This is a genomic window from Microbacterium xanthum, assembly GCF_034531355.1.
GTDB lineage: Bacteria > Actinomycetota > Actinomycetes > Actinomycetales > Microbacteriaceae > Microbacterium > Microbacterium xanthum.
The window spans coordinates 205,148-224,807 of sequence record NZ_JAWHUE010000004.1 but is presented as its reverse complement, the minus strand read 5'-3'; the positions used below and the strand labels follow the sequence as shown (position 1 = coordinate 224,807).

The 19,660-nt window shown below is 69.6% G+C and carries 19 protein-coding genes; 14 read left to right on the top strand and 5 right to left on the bottom strand.

From position 1 onward, the window contains the following. Positions 1 to 82: 82 nt before the first annotated feature. The 4 genes from glgA (at position 83) to RZO50_RS13385 (ending at position 3,404) form a co-directional block, all read left to right on the top strand. On the top strand, positions 83 to 1,276 hold the full coding sequence (gene glgA / locus RZO50_RS13400; protein WP_322600229.1) for a glycogen synthase: 1,194 nt from the start codon (positions 83 to 85) through the stop codon (positions 1,274 to 1,276). Positions 1,277 to 1,285: 9 nt separating this feature from the next. Continuing rightward, positions 1,286 to 2,071, top strand: coding sequence for an ABC transporter ATP-binding protein (locus RZO50_RS13395; RefSeq protein ID WP_322600228.1), 786 nt, complete (start codon positions 1,286 to 1,288; stop codon positions 2,069 to 2,071). Positions 2,072 to 2,185: 114 nt separating this feature from the next. Beyond that, the gene (locus tag RZO50_RS13390) at positions 2,186 to 2,437 is read left to right on the top strand and encodes a type B 50S ribosomal protein L31 (protein WP_322600227.1); all 252 of its coding nucleotides are present in this window, start codon (positions 2,186 to 2,188) and stop codon (positions 2,435 to 2,437) included. A gap of 73 nt (positions 2,438 to 2,510) precedes the next feature. Continuing rightward, positions 2,511 to 3,404, top strand: a complete 894-nt coding sequence (locus tag RZO50_RS13385) for an alpha/beta fold hydrolase (protein WP_322600226.1) — start codon at positions 2,511 to 2,513, stop codon at positions 3,402 to 3,404. 3 nt (positions 3,405 to 3,407) lie between these two features. Here RZO50_RS13385 and RZO50_RS13380 read toward each other — a convergent pair whose 3' ends face one another. Further along, positions 3,408 to 3,881, bottom strand: coding sequence for an Lrp/AsnC family transcriptional regulator (locus tag RZO50_RS13380; RefSeq protein WP_322600225.1), 474 nt, complete (start codon positions 3,879 to 3,881; stop codon positions 3,408 to 3,410). A gap of 165 nt (positions 3,882 to 4,046) precedes the next feature. Between RZO50_RS13380 and pdhA the strand changes: the two genes are divergently transcribed. From pdhA to RZO50_RS13365, 3 genes are read left to right on the top strand one after another with little or no spacing between them, the layout of a single operon-like run. After that, on the top strand, positions 4,047 to 5,177 hold the full coding sequence (gene pdhA / locus RZO50_RS13375) for a pyruvate dehydrogenase (acetyl-transferring) E1 component subunit alpha (protein WP_322600224.1): 1,131 nt from the start codon (positions 4,047 to 4,049) through the stop codon (positions 5,175 to 5,177). Beyond that, the gene (locus RZO50_RS13370) at positions 5,174 to 6,226 is read left to right on the top strand and encodes an alpha-ketoacid dehydrogenase subunit beta (RefSeq protein ID WP_322600223.1); all 1,053 of its coding nucleotides are present in this window, start codon (positions 5,174 to 5,176) and stop codon (positions 6,224 to 6,226) included. Before pdhA ends, RZO50_RS13370 begins: the two co-directional genes overlap by 4 nt. Next, on the top strand, positions 6,223 to 7,602 hold the full coding sequence (locus RZO50_RS13365; RefSeq protein ID WP_322600222.1) for a dihydrolipoamide acetyltransferase family protein: 1,380 nt from the start codon (positions 6,223 to 6,225) through the stop codon (positions 7,600 to 7,602). Before RZO50_RS13370 ends, RZO50_RS13365 begins: the two co-directional genes overlap by 4 nt. An 11-nt stretch (positions 7,603 to 7,613) precedes the next feature. Here RZO50_RS13365 and RZO50_RS13360 read toward each other — a convergent pair whose 3' ends face one another. After that, entirely contained in the window at positions 7,614 to 8,222 is a 609-nt protein-coding gene (locus tag RZO50_RS13360) for a TetR/AcrR family transcriptional regulator (RefSeq protein WP_322600221.1), read from the bottom strand. A gap of 122 nt (positions 8,223 to 8,344) precedes the next feature. Between RZO50_RS13360 and RZO50_RS13355 the strand changes: the two genes are divergently transcribed. From RZO50_RS13355 to RZO50_RS13335, 5 genes are read left to right on the top strand one after another with little or no spacing between them, the layout of a single operon-like run. Continuing rightward, positions 8,345 to 9,937, top strand: coding sequence for a carboxyl transferase domain-containing protein (locus tag RZO50_RS13355; RefSeq protein ID WP_322600220.1), 1,593 nt, complete (start codon positions 8,345 to 8,347; stop codon positions 9,935 to 9,937). A gap of 1 nt (position 9,938) precedes the next feature. Further along, complete coding sequence (locus RZO50_RS13350) at positions 9,939 to 11,855, top strand: acetyl/propionyl/methylcrotonyl-CoA carboxylase subunit alpha (RefSeq protein WP_322600219.1); 1,917 nt, start codon at positions 9,939 to 9,941, stop codon at positions 11,853 to 11,855. 30 nt (positions 11,856 to 11,885) lie between these two features. Next, entirely contained in the window at positions 11,886 to 13,037 is a 1,152-nt protein-coding gene (locus tag RZO50_RS13345; RefSeq protein ID WP_322600218.1) for an acyl-CoA dehydrogenase family protein, read from the top strand. 10 nt (positions 13,038 to 13,047) lie between these two features. Further along, positions 13,048 to 13,551 carry a MaoC family dehydratase gene (locus RZO50_RS13340; protein ID WP_322600217.1) on the top strand — a complete coding sequence of 168 codons (504 nt, stop codon included), beginning with the start codon at positions 13,048 to 13,050 and terminating at the stop codon, positions 13,549 to 13,551. Next, complete coding sequence (locus RZO50_RS13335) at positions 13,548 to 14,366, top strand: HpcH/HpaI aldolase/citrate lyase family protein (RefSeq protein ID WP_322600216.1); 819 nt, start codon at positions 13,548 to 13,550, stop codon at positions 14,364 to 14,366. Before RZO50_RS13340 ends, RZO50_RS13335 begins: the two co-directional genes overlap by 4 nt. Before the next feature lies 1 nt (position 14,367). Here RZO50_RS13335 and RZO50_RS13330 read toward each other — a convergent pair whose 3' ends face one another. Both RZO50_RS13330 and RZO50_RS13325 read right to left on the bottom strand, forming a co-directional pair. Then, a complete protein-coding gene (locus tag RZO50_RS13330; RefSeq protein WP_322600215.1) occupies positions 14,368 to 15,027 on the bottom strand; it encodes a histidine phosphatase family protein in 660 nt (219 codons plus the stop codon). Next, on the bottom strand, positions 15,024 to 15,893 hold the full coding sequence (locus RZO50_RS13325; RefSeq protein ID WP_322600448.1) for a Sir2 family NAD-dependent protein deacetylase: 870 nt from the start codon (positions 15,891 to 15,893) through the stop codon (positions 15,024 to 15,026). Before RZO50_RS13325 ends, RZO50_RS13330 begins: the two co-directional genes overlap by 4 nt. A gap of 84 nt (positions 15,894 to 15,977) precedes the next feature. Here RZO50_RS13325 and RZO50_RS13320 point away from each other — a divergent pair, with 84 nt between their 5' ends. After that, entirely contained in the window at positions 15,978 to 16,793 is an 816-nt protein-coding gene (locus RZO50_RS13320) for a TrmH family RNA methyltransferase (protein WP_322600214.1), read from the top strand. Here the strand turns inward: RZO50_RS13320 and RZO50_RS13315 are convergent. Beyond that, positions 16,771 to 17,619 carry an SGNH/GDSL hydrolase family protein gene (locus tag RZO50_RS13315; RefSeq protein ID WP_322600213.1) on the bottom strand — a complete coding sequence of 283 codons (849 nt, stop codon included), beginning with the start codon at positions 17,617 to 17,619 and terminating at the stop codon, positions 16,771 to 16,773. The genes RZO50_RS13320 and RZO50_RS13315 overlap by 23 nt on opposite strands. A 61-nt stretch (positions 17,620 to 17,680) precedes the next feature. On the opposite strand from RZO50_RS13315, the gene RZO50_RS13310 reads away from it, so the two are divergent. Further along, on the top strand, positions 17,681 to 19,603 hold the full coding sequence (locus tag RZO50_RS13310) for a DEAD/DEAH box helicase (RefSeq protein WP_416211606.1): 1,923 nt from the start codon (positions 17,681 to 17,683) through the stop codon (positions 19,601 to 19,603). Positions 19,604 to 19,660 lie beyond the last annotated feature (57 nt).

The window sequence follows — 19,660 nt, the reverse complement described above, 5'->3', positions numbered from 1 at the left end:
GTCCTCTCAGGACCGGGACCAGGTCTGGCACGCTATTGGCCGGGGGTGTAGCGACCCGACTGCATGCACTAGCGTTCGAGGCATGCGCGTGGACATCGTCACCAAGGAGTATCCGCCCGAGATCTACGGGGGAGCGGGCGTGCACGTGACGGAGTTGGTGAAGGCCCTCCGCGGCGCGCTGGAGGTGCAGGTGCGCGCTTTCGGGGGTGCGCGGGACGAGGACGACACCACGTCGTACGGCGTGCCGGCGGAGTTGGCGTCGGCCAACGGAGCGCTCCAGACGCTCGGCACCGATCTCGCGATCGTCGGCGACGTCGCCGGGGCAGATGTCGTGCACAGTCACACGTGGTACGCGAATTTCGCGGGGCATCTGGCGAGCCTGCTTCACGGCATCCCGCATATCGTCACGGCTCACAGCCTCGAGCCGCTGCGCCCGTGGAAAGCCGAGCAGCTCGGCGGGGGCTACGCCCTCAGCAGCTTCATCGAGAAGACCGCTTACGAAGGGGCCGCCGCCATCGTTGCGGTGAGCGAGGGCATGCGCGCCGACATCCTGCGCAGCTATCCGTCGCTGGATCCGGATCGCGTGCGGGTCATCTACAACGGCATCGACGTCGAGCGGTGGCGCCCCGTGCACGACGACGACTTCCTGCGATCCGCCGGAATCGATCCGGATCGCCCGTCGGTCGTCTTCGTCGGGCGGATCACTCGTCAGAAGGGCTTGCCCTACCTGCTCCGCGCCGCCGAATCACTGCCCCCCGAGGTTCAGCTCGTCCTCTGCGCCGGTGCGCCCGACACGCCGCAGATCATGGCGGAGGTGGAAGAACTCGTCCGCGGCCTTCAGGCCTCACGCGACGGCGTGGTGTGGATCGACCGGCTGCTGCCTCGCGACGAGCTGTGCGCGATCCTCACCGCCGCCACGACCTTCGTCTGCCCGTCGGTGTACGAGCCCCTCGGCATCGTCAACCTCGAGGCGATGGCCTGCGGCGCCGCCGTGGTGGGGACGGCGACCGGCGGGATCCCCGAGGTGGTCGTCGACGGCGTCACGGGGCGCCTCGTTCCGATCGAGCAGGTGCAGGACGGGACCGGCACCCCAACTGATCCGGACGCCTTCGTGGCCGACCTCGCGCGTGTTCTCACCGAAGTCGTCACCGACCCCGAGAAGGCCCGCGCGTTCGGTGCGGCAGGTCGCCGACGCGCCGCGGCCGAGTTCAGCTGGGAGGCGATCGCGCAACAGACGGCCGCGCTGTACCGCGAAGTGACCGGATTCGGCCGATAGGCTGGCCCCATGCCGCAGGTGCTCGAATACTCCGACGTCGTCGTCCGCCGCAACGCCAGGGACATCATCGATCACCTCGACTGGTCGGTGAATGATGACGAACGGTGGGTGATCCTCGGACCCAACGGCGCCGGAAAGACGACGCTGCTGCAGATGGCCGACACGATGATGCACCCCACCTCGGGGAGCGTCACGATCCTGGGCGAACGGCTCGGTCGCAGCGACGTGTTCGAGTTGCGCCCGCGAATCGGGTTCGCCTCGTCGGCACTCGCCCGCCGCGTGCCACCGGAGGAGACCGTCTTGAACGTCGTGCTGACCGCGGCGTTCAGCGTCCTGGGTCGCTGGCGCGAGGACTACGAGGACATCGACGAGCGGCGGGCTCTGCGCGTTCTGGCCGAGTGGAAGCTCGATGAGCTCGCCGAGCGCACCTTCGGAACCCTCTCCGACGGCGAGCGCAAACGCGTCTCCATCGCACGTGCGGTGATGACCGACCCCGAGTTGCTGCTGCTGGACGAGCCGACCGCCAGCCTCGACCTGGGTGCACGCGAAGAACTCCTGGCGTTGCTCGGCGGCTACGCCCAGGCGCCGACGACTCCGGCGATGATCATGGTCACCCACCACGTCGAGGAGATCCCGGTGGGGTTCACCCACGTGCTCCTGCTGCGCGACGGCAAAGTGGTCGCCTCGGGTCCGATCGGCCAGACTCTGACCGCCGAGGCGCTCACGGAGGCCTTCGGGGTGTCGATCGAGCTCACCGAGCACGACGGTCGCTACGCGGCGCGCGCGACATCCTGACGAGGATTCCCGACACGCGCACGATCCCTGGTAGACTCGTCCGCTGGTGCCGTTGCGCCATCGACTTTCACCGGTCCCTCAGTACCGAAGGGGCCCGACCCCGCAAGGAACGCCATGAAGACTGACATCCACCCCGACTACCAGGCCGTCGTGTTCCGCGACCTCGGCTCGGGCGAGACCTTCCTCACCCGCTCGACCGTCACGAGCGAGAAGACCATGGAGCTCGATGGTGTCGAGTACCCGGTCATCGACGTCGAGATCTCCTCCTCCTCGCACCCGTTCTACACCGGCAAGCAGCGCATCATGGACTCGGCCGGTCGCGTGGAGAAGTTCAACCAGCGCTTCAAGAACTTCGGCTCCAAGTAATCACCCGTCTCGAAGGCCCCGCCACGGCGGGGCCTTCGGCGTTGCCACAGCGGTCTTTCCGTAGACTCATCGGGTGAGTGCCCCGCATCCCTACGCCGCCCGTCTGGCGGCGCTACCGGTCCGTCGTCACGAAACGGAGGTGCTCGGTAGCGTCACGGCATGGTGGGAGTACGGTTCCGCGGATTCGACGACGACGATCCTGGCCGTCCACGGGTTCCGCGGGGACCATCACGGGCTCGAACCGATCGTGGCCTTCGTTCCGGGTGTCCGATTCGTCGTTCCCGACCTGCCCGGGTTCGGTGCGACGCCGCCGATGCCCGGAACGGTGCACGACCTCGAGGCGTATGCGCGGTGGCTGAGAGCGTTCGCGGCAGCCGTTGCGCCGGGCGCGACCATCCTGGGCCATTCGTTCGGCTCGATCGTGGCGTCGGCGGCGGTCGCGTCAGGTCTTGCCGCGCCCCGCCTGATCCTCATCAACCCCATCGGCGCGCCGGCGCTGGAGGGGCCTCGCGGTGTCCTGACCAGGCTTGCCGTCTTCTACTACCGCGCCGGCGCGGCCCTTCCGGCCCGCTGGGGTGAGGCGCTCTTGCGCAACCGTCTCATCGTCCGTGCGATGAGCGCGTCGATGGCCAAGACGAAGGATCCCGACCTCCGCCGATTCGTGCACGACCAGCACGACCGCTACTTCTCCGGATTCGCCGACCGTGACGTCCTCCACGACGCGTTCGTCGCGTCGGTCTCTCACGATGTGCGGGCGTTCGCGCCGAAGATCCACATTCCGACGCTGCTGGTCGCCGCGGACCGCGACGACATCACCCCCATCGAGGCGGAGCGCACGCTCGCGACGCTGTTCCCCGATGCATCGCTCGTGGAGATCCCCGATGTCGGCCACCTCATCCACTACGAGACCCCGCGTGCCGCCGCGCGAGCCGTTGCCGCGTTCTCGGACCCGGCCTCCGGTGCGTGAGGGTCAGGCGTCGCGCGACGCCAACTCGATGAGAGGCGCGACCCGATAGCCGATGACCTCTCCCATGATGAGGGATGTCTCGGTACGCTCGACGCCGTCGATCGAGAGGATCCGCCCGTCCGTGTCGAACAGGTGCTGGGTATCCCGGCAGGCGACACGGACGAGGAGATCCACCTGTCCGCTCAGGCCGTCGGCCTGGACGACTTCGGGCACGCGCGTGAGCTCCGCGCGGATGCGCGGGAGATCAGCCTGACGGACCATGACGCTGATGAAGGCCTCGATCGGAAATCCCAGCGCGGACGCCGAGATCGCACGCTCGAAGGAGAGGAACACGCCGGATCGATCCAGACGGGCCATTCGTGCCTGAACGGTGTTGCGTGACAGGCCGAGCCGCTCCGCGAGCGCGACGACGGTGGCCCGAGGGTCGGTCGACAGTGCCGACAGCAACTCGAGATCGGTGCGATCAAGGGTGGTCATAGTGCCCAACATTATCACGCGAACTGGCGGTCGCCATACGCAAGATGCTCATGGCCGAGCGGGTTGCTTGAGCGAGGTGATGTGTGGACGTAAGGTCGGCATGACCGGCGACGAGGCCGGCCGAACCGGTGCGCGACGCCTCACGAGGGCGTCGCGCGAGGAGGGATGACGATGGTGCACACCCTGAATCCGACCGAGGAGCCCGCGACCGACATCGAGGATGTCGCACGACTCATTCGGGCCGACGGTACGAGGGTCAGCGATCCGGAGCTCGATCGTTGGGTCACGGATGTCGACCACGAGACGTTGCGGTCGCTGTTCCGCGACATGGCGGTCGTGCGGCGCATCGACACCGAGGGCGTCGCCCTCCAACGACAAGGGCAGCTCGGACTCTGGGCGCCCTGCCACGGTCAGGAGGCCGTGCAGATCGGGACGGCGCGGGCGCTGCGCCCGGCGGACTTCGCCTTCCCGAGCTACCGCGAGCTCGGCGTCGGGTTCGTGCGCGGGGCCGAACCGGCGGACATGGTCCTGTCCTGGCGCGGGGAGGTGCATGCGACCTACGACCACCGACGCATGCGCACCGCGCCGCCGCAGATCATCATCGGCGCGCAGACGCTGCACGCCGTCGGATATGCCATGGGGGTGCAACGGGACGGTGGCGAGGAGATCGCTGCCGCGTATTTCGGCGACGGTGCGACGAGCCAGGGTGATGTGAACGAGGCGATGGTCTTCGCGTCGTCGTTCAGCGCTCCGGTGGTCTTCGTCTGCTCGAACAACCAGTGGGCGATCTCCGAGCCCGTTTCGGTACAGGCGCGGTTCCCGATCGCCGGTCGCGCACCCGGGTTCGGAATTCCGAGCATGCGGGTCGACGGCAATGACGTGCTCGCCTGTCTTGCGGCCATGCGGTGGGCCGCCGAGCATGCCCGCTCCGGGCAGGGGCCCGCGTTCATCGAGGCGGTCACGTATCGCATCGGTCCGCACACCACCTCCGATGACCCGACGCGGTATCGCGATGCCGAGGACGTCGAGCAGTGGCGCCGGCGCGACCCGTTGCTGCGGCTCGAGGCGCTGCTGCGCGCCGACGGCGCGTGGGACGACGCGTTTGCGGCGGACGTCGCACAGGCGGCCGACCACTGGGGTGCCGGTGTGCGCGATGCCGCCCTCCACGCGGTCTCCCGTGAACCACTCGCCGTCTTCGACGACGTGTACGCCGAGCCCCACGCGGGTCTCGCCGCCCAACAACGACGATTCGCGAGGTACCTCGATGGATTCTCGGACGAGGAGGCGGGGCGATGACGCAGCTGACGATGGCGAATGCGCTCGGCCAGGGCCTCCGTCGCGCGATGGTCGACGATGACCGGGTCCTCGTCATGGGCGAGGACATCGGACGATTGGGCGGGGTGTTCCGCATCACCGACGGACTGCTCGACGAGTTCGGCGCACAGCGGGTCGTCGACACCCCGCTGGCCGAGGCGGGGATCGTCGGAACGGCCGTGGGGCTGGCATACCGCGGCTTCCGACCCGTGGTGGAGATTCAGTTCGACGGTTTCGTGTATCCGGCGTTCGACCAGATCGTGTGCCAGGTCGCCAAGCTGCATTACCGGACGCGGGGGCGCGTTCGGATGCCGCTGACCATCCGCATCCCCTGGGCGGGGGGCGTCGGCGCGGCCGAGCATCACTCCGAGTCGCCCGAGGCGTATTTCGTGCACACCGCCGGTCTTCGCGTGATCGCCGTGTCTCAGCCGCAGGATGCGTACGTCATGCTCCGACAGGCGATCGCGTGCGACGACCCGGTCGTCTTCTTCGAGCCCAAGCGGCTGTACCACCGCAAAGGTGAGGTCGACCTCGACGGTGACCTCGCAGATGCGCCGCCGATGGGTCTGGCGCGTGTGGCGCGCCGCGGTGACGATGTCACCGTCCTCGCCTACGGAGCGCAGGTGCAGACGGCGGTGGACGCGGCCGAGGCGGCCGAGGCGGAGGGAGTCTCGATCGAGGTGATCGATCTGCGTTCCCTGTCGCCGGTGGACTATCGAACGGTCGTCGCCTCCGTCCGACGCACCGGCCGGGTCGTGGTCACGCATGAGGCCGGAGGGGAGGCGGGAGTGGCGAGCGAGGTGATCACGAGCATCGTCGAACGCTGCTTCCACTACCTCGAAGCGGCTCCCGAGCGTGTGACGGGACACGACATCCCCTACCCACCTGCAAAGCTCGAGCGACACCATCTGCCCGACCTGGACCGCATCCTCGACGCGGTGGACCGGGTGCTCGGGAGACCGGCGAGCGATCCGGGCTTCGAAGCCGAGGCGACGACACCGGTGAGCCACGCGGGGGAGGCGGTCCGATGACGCGGGAGTTCCGTCTGCCCGACCTCGGTGAAGGTCTCCCCGAGGCCGAGATCGTGCAGTGGCACGTCGCGGAGGGGGACACGATCGCCCTCAATCAGACTCTTGCCGAGGTCGAGACGGCCAAGGCCGTGGTGGAGATCCCGTCGCCGTTCGCCGGTGTGGTGCGGGAGCTCCATCACGGTGCGGGTGAGGTCGTCGAGGTCGGCGCCGTCCTGGTCACCGTCGACACCCCCTCCGAGTCGAGCGGTGACACGGGTGACGGCGGGGGAGCAGGCAGCCGCGCGACCATGGACGGGTCTGCAACCGTGGCCGACGAGGAGCCGGTCCCGGCGAACCTCGTCGGGTACGGAGCAGCACCCCGAGCGGGTGGTCCTCCGCGTCGGCGGCGCCGTGCCTTCCCGGCCGCGGAGCCGAGCGCCACTGCTCCGTCCCTCCTGGAAGACGCCCCCCACGACGGCTTTCGGACGCCGGGGGGCGACGATGTGCCGGGGGAGCGCCCCCGCTCGACTCCGCCCGTGCGGAAGCTCGCGAAGGACCTCTCCGTCGACATCGTGCGGATCCGGCCCTCGGGGCCGTCGGGCCTGATCACGCGCGAGGACGTGGTGGCTGCGGCCTCCGACCCGGGGGAAGCGCCTTCGCAGGGCCGGACGCCACATCGGCCCCCCGGCCGGACGGCTCGCGAGAGCCGCACTCCGATCCGCGGTGTCCGTCGCCGCACCGCGCAGGCCATGGTGGCGAGCGCGTTCACCGCCCCGCACGCCACGACATTCCTCACGGTGGATGTCGGCGAGACGCAGGCTCTCATCGCGCGCCTGCGTGAGGAGGCGGCGTCTCCGAGTGTGCGCGTCGGGTTGCTCGCCGTGATTGCGAAAGCCGTCTGCCTCGCACTGCCGAGGCACCCGGCGTTGAATTCGCGCTGGGACGAGGAGGCGGAAGAGATCATCGAGTTCGGGTACGTGAACCTGGGCATCGCCGCGGCGACGCCGAGAGGGCTTCTCGTGCCGCACATCCCCGATGCGGACGGGCTGGCTCTGGGAGAGCTGGCCGAAGCCCTGTCGGGTCTGACGGCGCGGGCGCGAGCCGGTGAGTCGACCCCTGCCGAACTGGTGGGCAGCACCTTCTCGATCACCAACGTCGGGGTGTTCGGCGTCGATGCGGGCACCCCCATCCTCAACCCCGGGGAGGCCGGGATCCTGGCCGTCGGAGCCGTGCGTCGGGTGCCCTGGGAGCACCGCGGCGAGATCGCGCTGCGAGAGGTGATGACACTGAGTCTGTCCTTCGATCACCGCGTGGTCGACGGCGAGCAGGGTGCTCGGTTCCTCCGGGACGTCGGTGATGTGTTGCGGGACCCCGCGCGGGCCATGCTGCTGATGTGACCGGTGCGTGCTCAGGCGAGGGCGCGGGCGGTGAGAGCGGCCAGCGCCATCGCCTCCAGCACCGGTGCCGCGGGCCCGTCGGGTACGCTCCATGCCACGCCGCGCACGCTGTGCGGTGTGGAGTTGATCAGGCCGAAGCATGCGTAGGTGCGCACGCGCAATTCGGCCGGTTCCGCGTCGGTCAGGATCTCCCTCAGTGCGTCGGTCCATACCCCGACGTACTCCCGTTGCAGGCGACGGACCCGGCGCGCGTCCTCGTCCGGCAGGCTGGCGAGGTCTCGATCCTGGACGCGGATGACGTCGGCTTCGGTGAGGGCGAACGACACGTGGAACGCGACGAGCGCGGCCAGCCGGGCACGCGGGTCGGTCACGCGCCGGGCGACGGCCACGCCGCCGTCGCGGAGTCTCTCACTCACCCCGACGAGGATGGCTGCGAGCAGGGCCTGCTTGCCGGCGAAGTGTCGGTAGACCGCCGGCCCGGAGACGCCCACCGCCGAACCGAGGTCTTCCAGGCTCACACCGCTGAAACCACGGGCGGCGAACAGTCGGGCGGCCTCTCGCAACAGAGCGTCGTGCCGATCGGCCTTCGCCCGGTCGCGGTCCGTGACACCCCTTGTCATGTCAGTTAATCCTCGCTAACCTGGATCACAGTTAGTCGACACTAACTGTGATGTGAACACTAGCCAACACATCACCGCGCCGCCAACGAGCGTGACGAGATCGTGACGTCGAAGGAGACGGCATGTCAGACAGCATCCTCGCCCCCGATGCCTCGCCGCAGCCGGTCGATCAAGCCGGCCTCGCGCGACGCCTGCGAGATCGGCTGGACGAGGTCGCAGGCGGCGGACCCGTGCGGGCGAGGGAGCGGCACCTCGCGCGCGGGAAGCTGTTGCCACGGCAGCGCATTCGTCGACTCCTGGACGTCGGTTCGCCCTTCCTGGAGATCGCCCCGCTCGCCGCGGACGGCCTGTACGGAGGTGAGGCGCCCGCCGCAGGCGTGATCGCCGGCATCGGGCTCGTTCACGGGCGCCACGTCATGGTCGTCTGCAACGACCCCACGGTCAAAGGGGGCGCCTACTTCCCGATGACCGTGAAGAAGCACCTTCGCGCGCAGGAGATCGCGGGCGAGAACGCACTCCCGTGCATCTACCTCGTCGACTCCGGCGGCGCGTATCTGCCGATGCAGGACGAGGTGTTCCCCGACCGGGACCACTTCGGCCGGATCTTCTACTCCCAGGCGCGCCTGTCCGCGGCGGGCATCCCGCAGATCTCCGCGGTTCTCGGGTCCTGCACGGCCGGTGGCGCCTACGTCCCCGCGATGAGCGACGAAACGGTCATCGTCCGAGAGCAGGGAAGCATCTTCCTCGGCGGGCCGCCGCTGGTGAAGGCGGCGATCGGAGAGGTCGTGACGGCGGAGGAGCTCGGCGGTGGTCAGATGCACGCGACCCGGTCGGGTGTCGTGGATCACCTGGCCGATGACGATGACCACGCGCTCCAGATCGTCCGCGACATCGTCTCGACCCTTGCCCCGCCGCCCGCGGCCGCCGCGGCGTCCGTGGCGCCGCGCGACGCCGTTCGACCACAGGCCGACCTCTACGACCTGGTCCCGGTCGATGTGAACCAGCCCTATGACGTACACGGCGTGATCTCCTGTCTGGTCGACGCGGGGGAGTTCCACGAGTTCAAGAGCCGGTACGGCACGACTCTGGTGACCGGGTTCGCACGCGTACACGGTCACCTCGTCGGCATCGTGGCCAACAACGGTGTGCTCTTCAGCGAGTCCTCGCAGAAGGGCGCCCACTTCATCGAGCTCTGCGATCAGCGCGGGGTGCCGTTGCTCTTTCTCCAGAACGTCTCCGGCTTCATGGTCGGAAGCGATGCCGAGGCCGGAGGAATCGCCAAGGACGGCGCGAAGATGGTCACCGCCGTCGCCACCACGCGGGTCCCCAAACTGACGGTCATCATCGGCGGCTCGTTCGGTGCCGGGAACTATTCGATGTGCGGGCGCGCGTATTCCCCGCGCTTTCTCTGGTCGTGGCCCGCCAGTCGCATCTCGGTCATGGGCGGGCGGCAAGCCGCCTCGGTGCTGTCGACGGTGCGTCGCGAGGCGATGCATGCGCGCGGGGAGAAGTGGTCCGCCTCGGAACAGGCCGCGTTCGAAGCACCCGTCCTCGCGCGGTACGAGGAGCAGGGCGACCCGTTCTATGCCACCGCGCGCCTCTGGGACGACGGCGTGATCGACCCCGCCGACACGCGAGACGTCCTCGGGCTCGCGCTCGATGTCGTCACGCGAACGACCCTGCCCGAGCCGCGCCTCGGTCTGTTCCGGATGTGACATGACCGGCACCGCCTTCACCACCGTCCTCGTCGCGAACCGCGGCGAGATCGCCCGCCGTGTCATCCGCACGGTGAGGCGCCTGGGACTGCGCAGCGTCGCCGTCTACAGCGACGCCGACGTCGACGCGCGACATGTGCGCGAGGCGGATGTCGCGGTTCGGATCGGTCCGGCCGAGGCCTGCGGCAGCTACCTGAACATCCCGGCGGTGGTCGATGCGGCACGGCGGACGGGCGCGGACGCGATCCATCCCGGCTACGGGTTCTTGTCCGAGAACGTCGAGTTCGCCCGCGCCTGCCGAGCCGCCGGGGTCGTGTTCATCGGACCCGGGGAGCGGGCGCTGGAGGTGATGGGAGACAAGATCCGCGCGAAGCAGCACGTCGCCACCAGCGGCGTGCCCGTCGTGCCCGGGTTCCCGCTGACGGGTTTGTCCGAGCGCGAGGCGGTGGAACGGGCGCGCGGGGTCGGGTACCCGGTGCTGGTGAAACCGTCGGCGGGCGGCGGGGGCAAGGGGATGCAGATCGCCCGTGACGATGACGCGCTCCGCTCGGCGATCGTGTCGGCGCAACGCGTGGCGCGGGCCGCCTTCGGTGACGACACACTGCTGGTCGAGCGCCTCATCGAGCGGCCGCGGCACATCGAGGTGCAGGTCATGGCCGACGTCCACGGTCATGTGATCCACCTGGGCGAGCGCGAGTGCACGCTGCAGCGACGCCATCAGAAGGTGATCGAAGAGGCCCCCTCGCCGATCGTCGATGCCGAGACACGGGAACGTCTCGGCCGCAGCGCCTGTCGAGCGGCGCGCTCGGTGGACTACGTCGGGGCGGGGACGGTGGAGTTCCTCGTTTCCGCGGATCGCCCGGATGAGTTCTTCTTCATCGAGATGAACACCCGGCTGCAGGTGGAGCATCCCGTCACCGAGGCCATCACCGGGCTCGACCTGGTGGAACGTCAGATCCGCATCGCGGAAGGCGAGACCTTGCCGCTGAGCCAGGGCGAGGTCCGATGGAACGGACACGCCGTCGAGGCGCGTGTCTACGCGGAGAGTCCGTGGCAGGGCTTCCTCCCCTCGAGCGGGGAGGTGCTGGCGTGGCGACCGCCGAGCGGTGCGCGCGTCGACGCGGCCGTGGACACCGGTGCGCGGGTGAGCGATCACTACGACCCGATGATCGCCAAGATCATCACTCACGCGCCCACCCGGGATCAGGCATGGCGCGCACTGGACCGAGCGCTGGCCGAGACGGTCGTGCTCGGCGTGGAGTCTAACCTCGGCTTCCTGCGTCGTCTGGTCGCCGATGAGGATGTGCTCGCCGGCGTCATGGACACCGGTCTGATCGAGCGTCTCGGCGTTCCGGAACCAGACCGTCCGGATGAGGCGACCCTGGCGCGCCTCGCGGCGGCGCACATCGCAGGCGGCGACGAGGTTCCCGCCGGATCACTGTGGGCGCGTGCAGATGGTTGGCGCCTCGGCGCCGCCGACCCACCCCAGGTGGACTTCCTCGTCGCGGGCGATGCGATGGTCAGCGCCCGGGCCGACGCGGCCGCGGCGTCCGACGCAATCGTGGCGCAGGACGCCGACGGACTGTGGTGGGCTCATCGTGACGGGAGGTCCTTCAGCGTGCGAGCGCTGTCCCGGCGCCGTGCCGGGCAGGCCCGGCGTGCGCGGCCGGACTCCCTCGCGGGGGAGGTCGCGCCGGATGCGCGGGCGCCCATGCCCGGGTCGATCGTCGCGATCGGCGTCGCTGACGGCGACGAGGTCGAGGCGGGGGCGACGCTCCTGACGATCGAGGCGATGAAGATGGAGCACCCGGTGACCGCACCGCGTGCGGGGCGCGTGCGTCTGCGAGCGGTCGTGGGCGACCAGGTCCGACGTGGCGACGTCCTGGCGGAGATCGAGACCGACGAGGGACGACGATGAGACCTGCGGGGTCTCGGGAGGAACGGGAAGATGACCGTGGACATGGCTGAGGAGGAGCGCGAACTCGCACGCCTGGTGCGCGAGTTCGCCGACGAGGTGGTGGCCCCTCAGGCCTACGAGGCCGACCGCAGCCACACCCTGTCGATGGACGTCGTCGCGCAAATGGGAGATCTGGGATTGTTCGGCCTTCCCTTCCCCGAGGACGTGGGAGGTCAAGGCGGCGACTACTTCTCGCTGGGGATCGCGATCGAAGCGCTTGCCCGTGTCGACCAGTCGGTCGCCATCACGCTCGAGGCGGCCGTGAGTCTCGGCGCGATGCCGGTGCACCGATTCGGAAGCCCCGCGCAGCGGGAGCGTCTGCTGCCGGACCTCGTGGCCGGGCGGGCTCTCGCGGGGTTCGGGCTCACCGAACCCGAAGCAGGGTCGGATGCGGGGGCCACCCGCACGACCGCTCGGCTCGAAGACGACGAGTGGGTCATCGACGGCTCCAAGCAGTTCATCACCAACTCAGGCACGCCCATCACGACGTTCGTGACGGTCACGGCGGTCACGGGCGAGCACTCAGGGCGCAGGGAGATCTCGACGATCATCGTTCCCGTCGGCACACCGGGTTTCAGCGTGGGGCCCGCCTACGACAAGGTCGGGTGGCGCGCGTCCGACACGCACCCGCTCACGTTCGATGGCGCGCGGGTCCCGGCCGAGCACCTCCTCGGGGAACGAGGGCGCGGCTTCGCATCCTTCCTGCACATCCTGGACGAGGGGCGCATCGCGATCGCGGCGCTGGCCACCGGCGCGGCAGAGGGGTGCCTCGAGGATGCCGTGGAGTACGCGCGTCGACGGGTCGTCTTCGGTGAGCGGTTGGGCTCGCGGCAGAGCATCCAATTCACCCTCGCTCGGATGCAGGCGCGCGTGCACAACGCCCGGCTCGCGTGGCATCATGCCGCACGCCTTCGAGATGCGGGGAAGCCGTTCAAGACCGAAGCGGCGATTGCGAAGTTGACCGCGAGTGACGCCGCAATGGACAACGCGCGCGACGCCACGCAGATCTTCGGCGGCAACGGCTTCATGAACGAGTTCGCCGTGGCCCGTCACTACCGGGATGCGAAGATCCTCGAGATCGGCGAGGGGACCAGCGAAGTGCAGCTGCTCGTGATCGCACGGGCGCTCGGTCTGGAGCGGTAGCGTGGCCGCGATGGACACCACCCCCGATTCGGCCCCCGTCTTCGATCAGCGCGGCCTCTACGCCGACGAGCTCGTCATCGGCGCCCGGTACCGTCATCGACCGGGCCGCACCGCCACGGAGGCTGACAACACGCTGTTCTCCTCGCTCACCATGAACACCCAGGCGCTCCACCTCGACGCCGCGTACTCCGCGGCGCATCCCTTCGGTGAGCGCCTCATGAACTCCATGTGGACTCTCGCCACGATGGTGGGCGCCTCGGTGGCGCAGATCACCCAGGGAACCCTGGTCGCGCAGCTCGGACTCACCGACGTCGCCTTCCCCGCACCGCTTCATCACGGCGACACGCTGTACACCGAGACGGAGATCCGGTCCGTCCGGTCATCGGCATCACGCCCCGGTCAGTCGGTGGTGACGATGGGCCACACCGGTCGCAATCAGGAGGACACCGTCGTGGCGGTCGCCACCCGAACGGTGCTGATGTGGTCGACCCCGCCGGGGGAGGTCCATCGATGATCGAGGCGGGACCGGCGCTGCTGTTCTGCCCGGCTGACAGGCCGGAGCGTTTCGCCAAGGCGGTGGCGCGCGCGGACGCGGTGATCGTGGACCTCGAGGACGCCGTCGCACCCGACGCCAAGACGCGCGCCCGAGGCGCCCTCATCGAGGCGGACCTCGATCCCGATCGCGTCATCGTGCGCGTGAACCCCACCGGGTCGGCCGATTTCGTCTCCGATATCGCGACGCTCTCGCAGACCGACTTCCGCACGATCATGGTCGCGAAGGCGGAGGATCCCCGGGCGGTCGCCCGGATCGATTCGCGCTTCGCCGTCGTCGCTCTCTGCGAGACGGCCGCGGGTGTCGTCGCCGCGGACGAGCTTGCCGCGTTGTCGAACGTGCGTGCGCTCATGTGGGGAGCCGAAGACCTCGTCGCGAGCCTCGGCGGCACCTCGAGCCGCAAACGGAACGGCCGGTACCGCGACGTCGCGCGCGCGGCGCGGGCACGTGTCCTGCTCGCCGCCGGCGCACGAGGCATCTCCGCGATCGATGCGGTTCATCTCGACATCGGGGACCTCAAAGGCCTGGCCCGGGAGGCGACGGATGCGGCGGCCTCCGGGTTCTCCGCGACCGCGTGCATCCACCCCGCGCAGGTGGAGGTCATCCGGCGCGCATACGCGCCGGGTATTGAGGAGGTGGGGTGGGCGCGCGCCGTCCTCGACGCCGCGGACCGCGAGCGCGGCGTGTTCTCGTTCGAGGGGCGCATGGTCGATGAGCCGGTGCTCCGGCACGCCAGGACGCTCCTTCGACGCGCGGAGGTGGCGCCGGAGGTGTGAATCAGGAACCGGAGGCGGGCGCGGCGACCCTCTGTGCGGTCGCCGTCATCCGCAGCGCATCCGCGGCCGACTCGTAGGAGAGAAGGCGCAGGTGGTCCCGCTCGAAGTGGACCCGGTGGATCGACCCGTTCGGCAGGCGCTCTCCCTCGCGCGGGAGCTCGCCGGCGCTGGCATGGCGCAGCAGTTCCCGGATGAGGGCTCCGTGGCTCACGACCACGAGCGCACCGGATGCCGGGCTGGTCCGCCGACGCGCATCGGCCACCGCGCTCCGCAAGCCGCGCAGCGCTCGTGCGCGCACGTCCGGCCACGACTCCGCTCCGGGCACCTCAGCCCGGTCCCAGGAGCCCCACCGGTCGGAGAACTCCTCCGGGCGCAGTCCCTCCGCCTCACCGTATGCACGCTCCCGCAGCGCGGGATAGACCCCCACCGGTCCGGCGGCGAGCGTGTCGGCGATGATCTGTGCGGTCTCGCGGGCTCGCCCGAGGTCGCTCGCGGCCACCGCGACGGTCGAGCCCGGGGCGATCAGTTCCCCGAGCCGTTCGGCGGCTTCGGCCGCCTGCGCCCGCCCGGCGTCGTTCAACGGGATATCGGTCGAGCCCTGGATGCGTCGCTGACGGTTCCAATCGGTCTCACCGTGGCGCACGAGGAAGAGGGAAGTCACCCTTCGAGACTAGACGCGCCGCCCACCCGGGCCGGCAACGCGTCTGCGAAAGCCCGGAGGACCTCGGTCGTTCCGGCATCGATCTTGACCGTGGCGCGACGGTCGCCGCGCGTCTGGCCGCGGTTGACGATCACGATCGGCAGGCGGCGACGCCGCGCCCGTTCCAGGAGCCGGATACCGGAATTGACCACGAGGGAGGATCCCGCCACGACGAGCGCATCGCTGGTGCGCACCAGCTGCTCGGCCTCGCGGAACTTCTCGGCGGGGATGAACTCGCCGAAGAAGACCACGTCGGGCTTGAGCATGCCCTCGCACACGGTGCACACGGGAATGACGAATCCCTCGCTGCTGCCGGGCAGGACATCGCCGTCCGGTCCGAGCTCGACACGGTCGGGAACGGTGATCCACGGGTTCTCGGATTCGACCCGCTCGGCGAGATCGCGACGATCGAAGACCTGCCCGCACTGGGTGCAGAACACGCGGCGCATCGTGCCGTGCAACTCGACGACGCGACGGCTGCCGGCACGCACGTGAAGACCGTCCACGTTCTGGGTGATGACGCCGGTGCTGACCCCGAGCTGTTCGAGCCGGGCCAGCGCGGCGTGCCCCGGGTTGGGCTCGGCGCCCGCGAAGGCGCGCCACCCGAGGTGGCTTCCGATCCAGTAGCGCCGTCGTGCCTCGTCGCTCGCGAGGAACTGCTCGACGGTCATCGGCGTCCGCACCGGGGCGCCCTCGCCGCGGTAGTCGGGGATCCCGGAATCGGTGGAGACTCCCGCGCCGGTGAGGACGGCCACACGGCGTCCGGCGAGGGCTTCGATCGCCTCCGCGACGGAGGGCGAGAGCGCAGCGTCTTCCGCAGTCGTCAGTGTCACCGGATCACCTCCCGATGCGAGTGTATGCGCCCGTGGTTGCCAAGATGTTACGGCAGGCGCCGTCGGAAGGAGCTGGACGTGCTGATCGAACGTGTGGACGACGCGGAGGACCCCCGCCTGGCGGACTACCGTGACCTGACCGACATCGCGCTGCGGCGGGTGACCGAACCGGCGAGCGGGTTGTACATCGCGGAATCCGCAAAAGTGATCGGCCGTGCCGTGGCCGCGGGGCACCGGCCGCGGTCGATCCTGGTGCAGGAGAAATGGCTTGCCGACGCCGAGGCGCTCGTGTCGGCACACCCGGATACCCCCGTGTTCGTCGTGTCGGCGGTGATCGCCGAGCAGCTCACCGGGTATGCGGTCCATCGTGGCGCGCTGGCCTCGATGGAGCGCCCCGCGCTGCCCGAGGTCACGGACGTGGTCGCCGGCGCGCGCCTGGTGGTCGTGCTCGAAGACATCGTGGACCACACCAATGTCGGCGCCGTCTTCCGCAGCGCCGCCGCCCTCGGCGCCGATGCCGTGCTCATCACCGCACGCTGCGCCGATCCGCTCTACCGACGCAGCGTGCGGGTGAGCATGGGAACGGTCTTCCAGGTGCCGTGGACACGGTTGCCGGAGTGGCCGGCCGCGCGGACGCTGCTGCACGATGCCGGATTCCATCTGTCGGCGCTGGCGCTGTCGGACGGCGCCGTGGAGCTGGATGATTTCATCGCGGCGGGGCACGAGCGCGTGGCGCTGATGCTGGGAGCGGAAGGTGACGGCCTCAGCCGGCGGGCGGTCGCGGCCGCCGACAGCATCGTGACGATTCCGATGGCCGGGGGCGTCGACTCGCTGAACGTGGCCGCCGCCGGTGCGGTCGCGGTGTGGGCGCTCAGCCCCGCTCGTCATCGATGACGGTACCGGCGGATGCACCGAGGGGCAGCGCGTCCGGACGTTTGGCGGTGACGTGGTCTCCGGAGGATTGGTGGCGGACGCGACGGAGCACCCACGGCACCAGATACTCCCTGGCCCACACGAGGTCACTGCTGCGCGCCTGACGCCACGTGCGGCGGGGGAGGGGATCCGGTTGCATGGCATGCAGGTCGTTCGGCACGTTCAGGGCGCGAAGAACCATGCGCGCGACCTCGTGGTGGCCCAGGGAGTTCATATGCAGCCGGTCGTCGTCGAAGAACCGCATGTCCTGCACCTCTTTCAAGGCCCACTGATCGGCGACGATCGCGTCGTAGCGGTCGGCGATGGCGCGGATGTTCTCGTTGTAGATGGCGACTTTGCCGCGGATGCCGCGGAAGACCGGGGTGAAGTTCGTGTCGATCCCCGTGAAGACGACCACCGTCGCACCGTCACGGGAGAGGCGCGCGACGGCATCCTCGAACAACTCCGCGACGGCATCCGGATCGCTGCCGGGCCGGATCACGTCGTTCCCGCCGGCGGAGAAGGTGATGAGGTCGGGCTTGAGGGTCAGGGCGGGCTCGATCTGCTCGGCGACGATCTGACCGATAAGGCGACCCCGGACGGCGAGGTTCGCGTAGGCGAAGTCATCGACCTGCTCGGCCAGCACCTCGGCCACGCGGTCGGCCCACCCGCGGTGTCCACCTGGCGAGGCCGGCTCGGGGTCGCCGATCCCCTCGGTGAAAGAGTCGCCGATGGCGACGTAGCGCCGCCACGGATGCGGCCCGCTGTTGTCGATGAACGGGGCGCGGTTCTCGCTCGCAACAGACATGGATCTCCTCCGGTTCGTGACCGATACGAGGCTATCGTCGCCCGGGCAGGGATGGGAGTCGATGTCGGCGCGCTCGTCTAAGGTGGTCAGTCGCATCTGCGGACGGACACGACGACAGGGAGGGCATCCGGTGCTCGACGACGCTCCTCTCAGCGATGGACCCCCCACCGACAGTCATCTCGGGAGTTTCGCGGCCGAACATCTCTCACCCACGTACCCGCAGCGCGCCCCCTGGGGGACGGCGCAGCGGCTGCGCGCGTGGCAAGCCGAGGCGCTGGACCAGTACTTCTCGATGGACGGACCCGACGGGCCGGGATCCGGGCCCCGGGACTTCCTGGCCGCCGCCACCCCGGGCGCCGGTAAGACGACCTTCGCCTTGCGCCTCGCGACCGAGCTGCTGCGTCGCGGGGTCGTCGATCGCATCGTCGTCGTCGCCCCCACCGAACACCTCAAGACCCAGTGGGCCGATGCCGCCGCGCGCGTCTCGCTCCGGCTCGACCCGGCCTTCAGCAACCGCCACGTCGCTCCCGCCCGGCATTACCACGGTGTCGCCGTGACCTATGCGCAGGTGGCGGTGAAGGCGTCGGTCCATCAACAGCTGGTGCTCGATCGTCGCACCCTCGTCATCCTCGACGAGGTGCATCACGGCGGCGACGCGCTGAGCTGGGGCGATGCGCTGCGCGAGGCCTATGCCCGGGCGACGCGACGGCTGCTGCTGTCGGGCACCCCGTTCCGCAGCGATACCGCACCGATCCCCTTCGTGGAGTACCACCCCGATTCGAAGGGGATCCGGCTCTCACGGACGGACTACAGCTACGGGTATCGCCGCGCGCTCGAAGACGGGGTCGTGCGCCCCGTCATCTTCATGGTCTACGCCGGGCAGATGCGGTGGCGCACCAAGACCGGTGAGGAGATGGAGGCCCAGCTCGGGCAGGACAACACCAAGGACATCACCTCGCAGGCGTGGCGTACGGCGTTGAACCCGGAGGGCGAATGGATCCCCGCGGTCCTCCGCTCCGCCGATCGGCGCCTGACGGAAGTGCGCGAGCACGTGCCGGACGCCGGGGGACTGGTCATCGCCACCGATCAGACCGCCGCGCGCGCATACGCCGCGATCCTCGAGCAGATCAGCGGCGAGGCACCCACGGTGGTGCTCTCAGACGAAGCTGAAGCGTCCGGCCGCATCGAGGACTTCTCCCGGAGCGAACGGCGCTGGATGGTCGCCGTGCGGATGGTCTCGGAGGGCGTCGACGTGCCGAGGCTGGCCGTCGGGGTGTACGCGACGTCGGCGTCGACCCCGCTGTTCTTCGCGCAGGCGATCGGACGATTCGTGCGTGCACGGCGTCGTGGTGAGACAGCCAGTGTGTTCCTTCCCAACGTCCCGCAGCTGCTGTCGCTGGCGAACGAACTGGAGCGTCAGCGCGATCACGCGCTCGATCGGGATTCGGACGGCGATGACGAGTGGAACGCCGAAGAAGATCTGATGGATGCCGCGGAGCGCGACGAGAAGGCCTCCGATGCGCTGACCGAGGAATTCTCCTACCAGGCGCTCGGCTCCCTCGCGCACTTCGACCGCGTCCTTTATGACGGTCGCGAGTTCGGTCAGCTCGCGGTGCCCGGCACTCCGGAAGAGGAGGAGTTCCTGGGCCTGCCCGGCCTTCTCGAGCCCGAACACGTCCACGACCTCCTCATGCAGCGGCAGGCCCGGCAGGGCCGCCACCGCAAGGAGCGGGAGTCGCGTGAAGCGGCGGACGGACAGGCCCCGCCCGAAGAGGTTCCGCCGCAGGCGCTGCATCGCACGCTGAAAGAGCAGCGACAACTGCTCAACAGCCTGGTAGGCCTCTACGCCCGCCAGTCCGGTGAGCCGCACGGCGCGGTGCACGCCGAACTGCGCCGGGTGTGCGGCGGTCCCGCGGTGGCTCAGGCGACCGTCGCACAGTTGCAGTCCCGCATCGAGATCCTGCGCGCGCGCGTGCGTTCGTGATGACTCCGCATCGTCGCACCGAGGTCTTCGGCTGCCCGAAACGCTGGCAATCGCGTC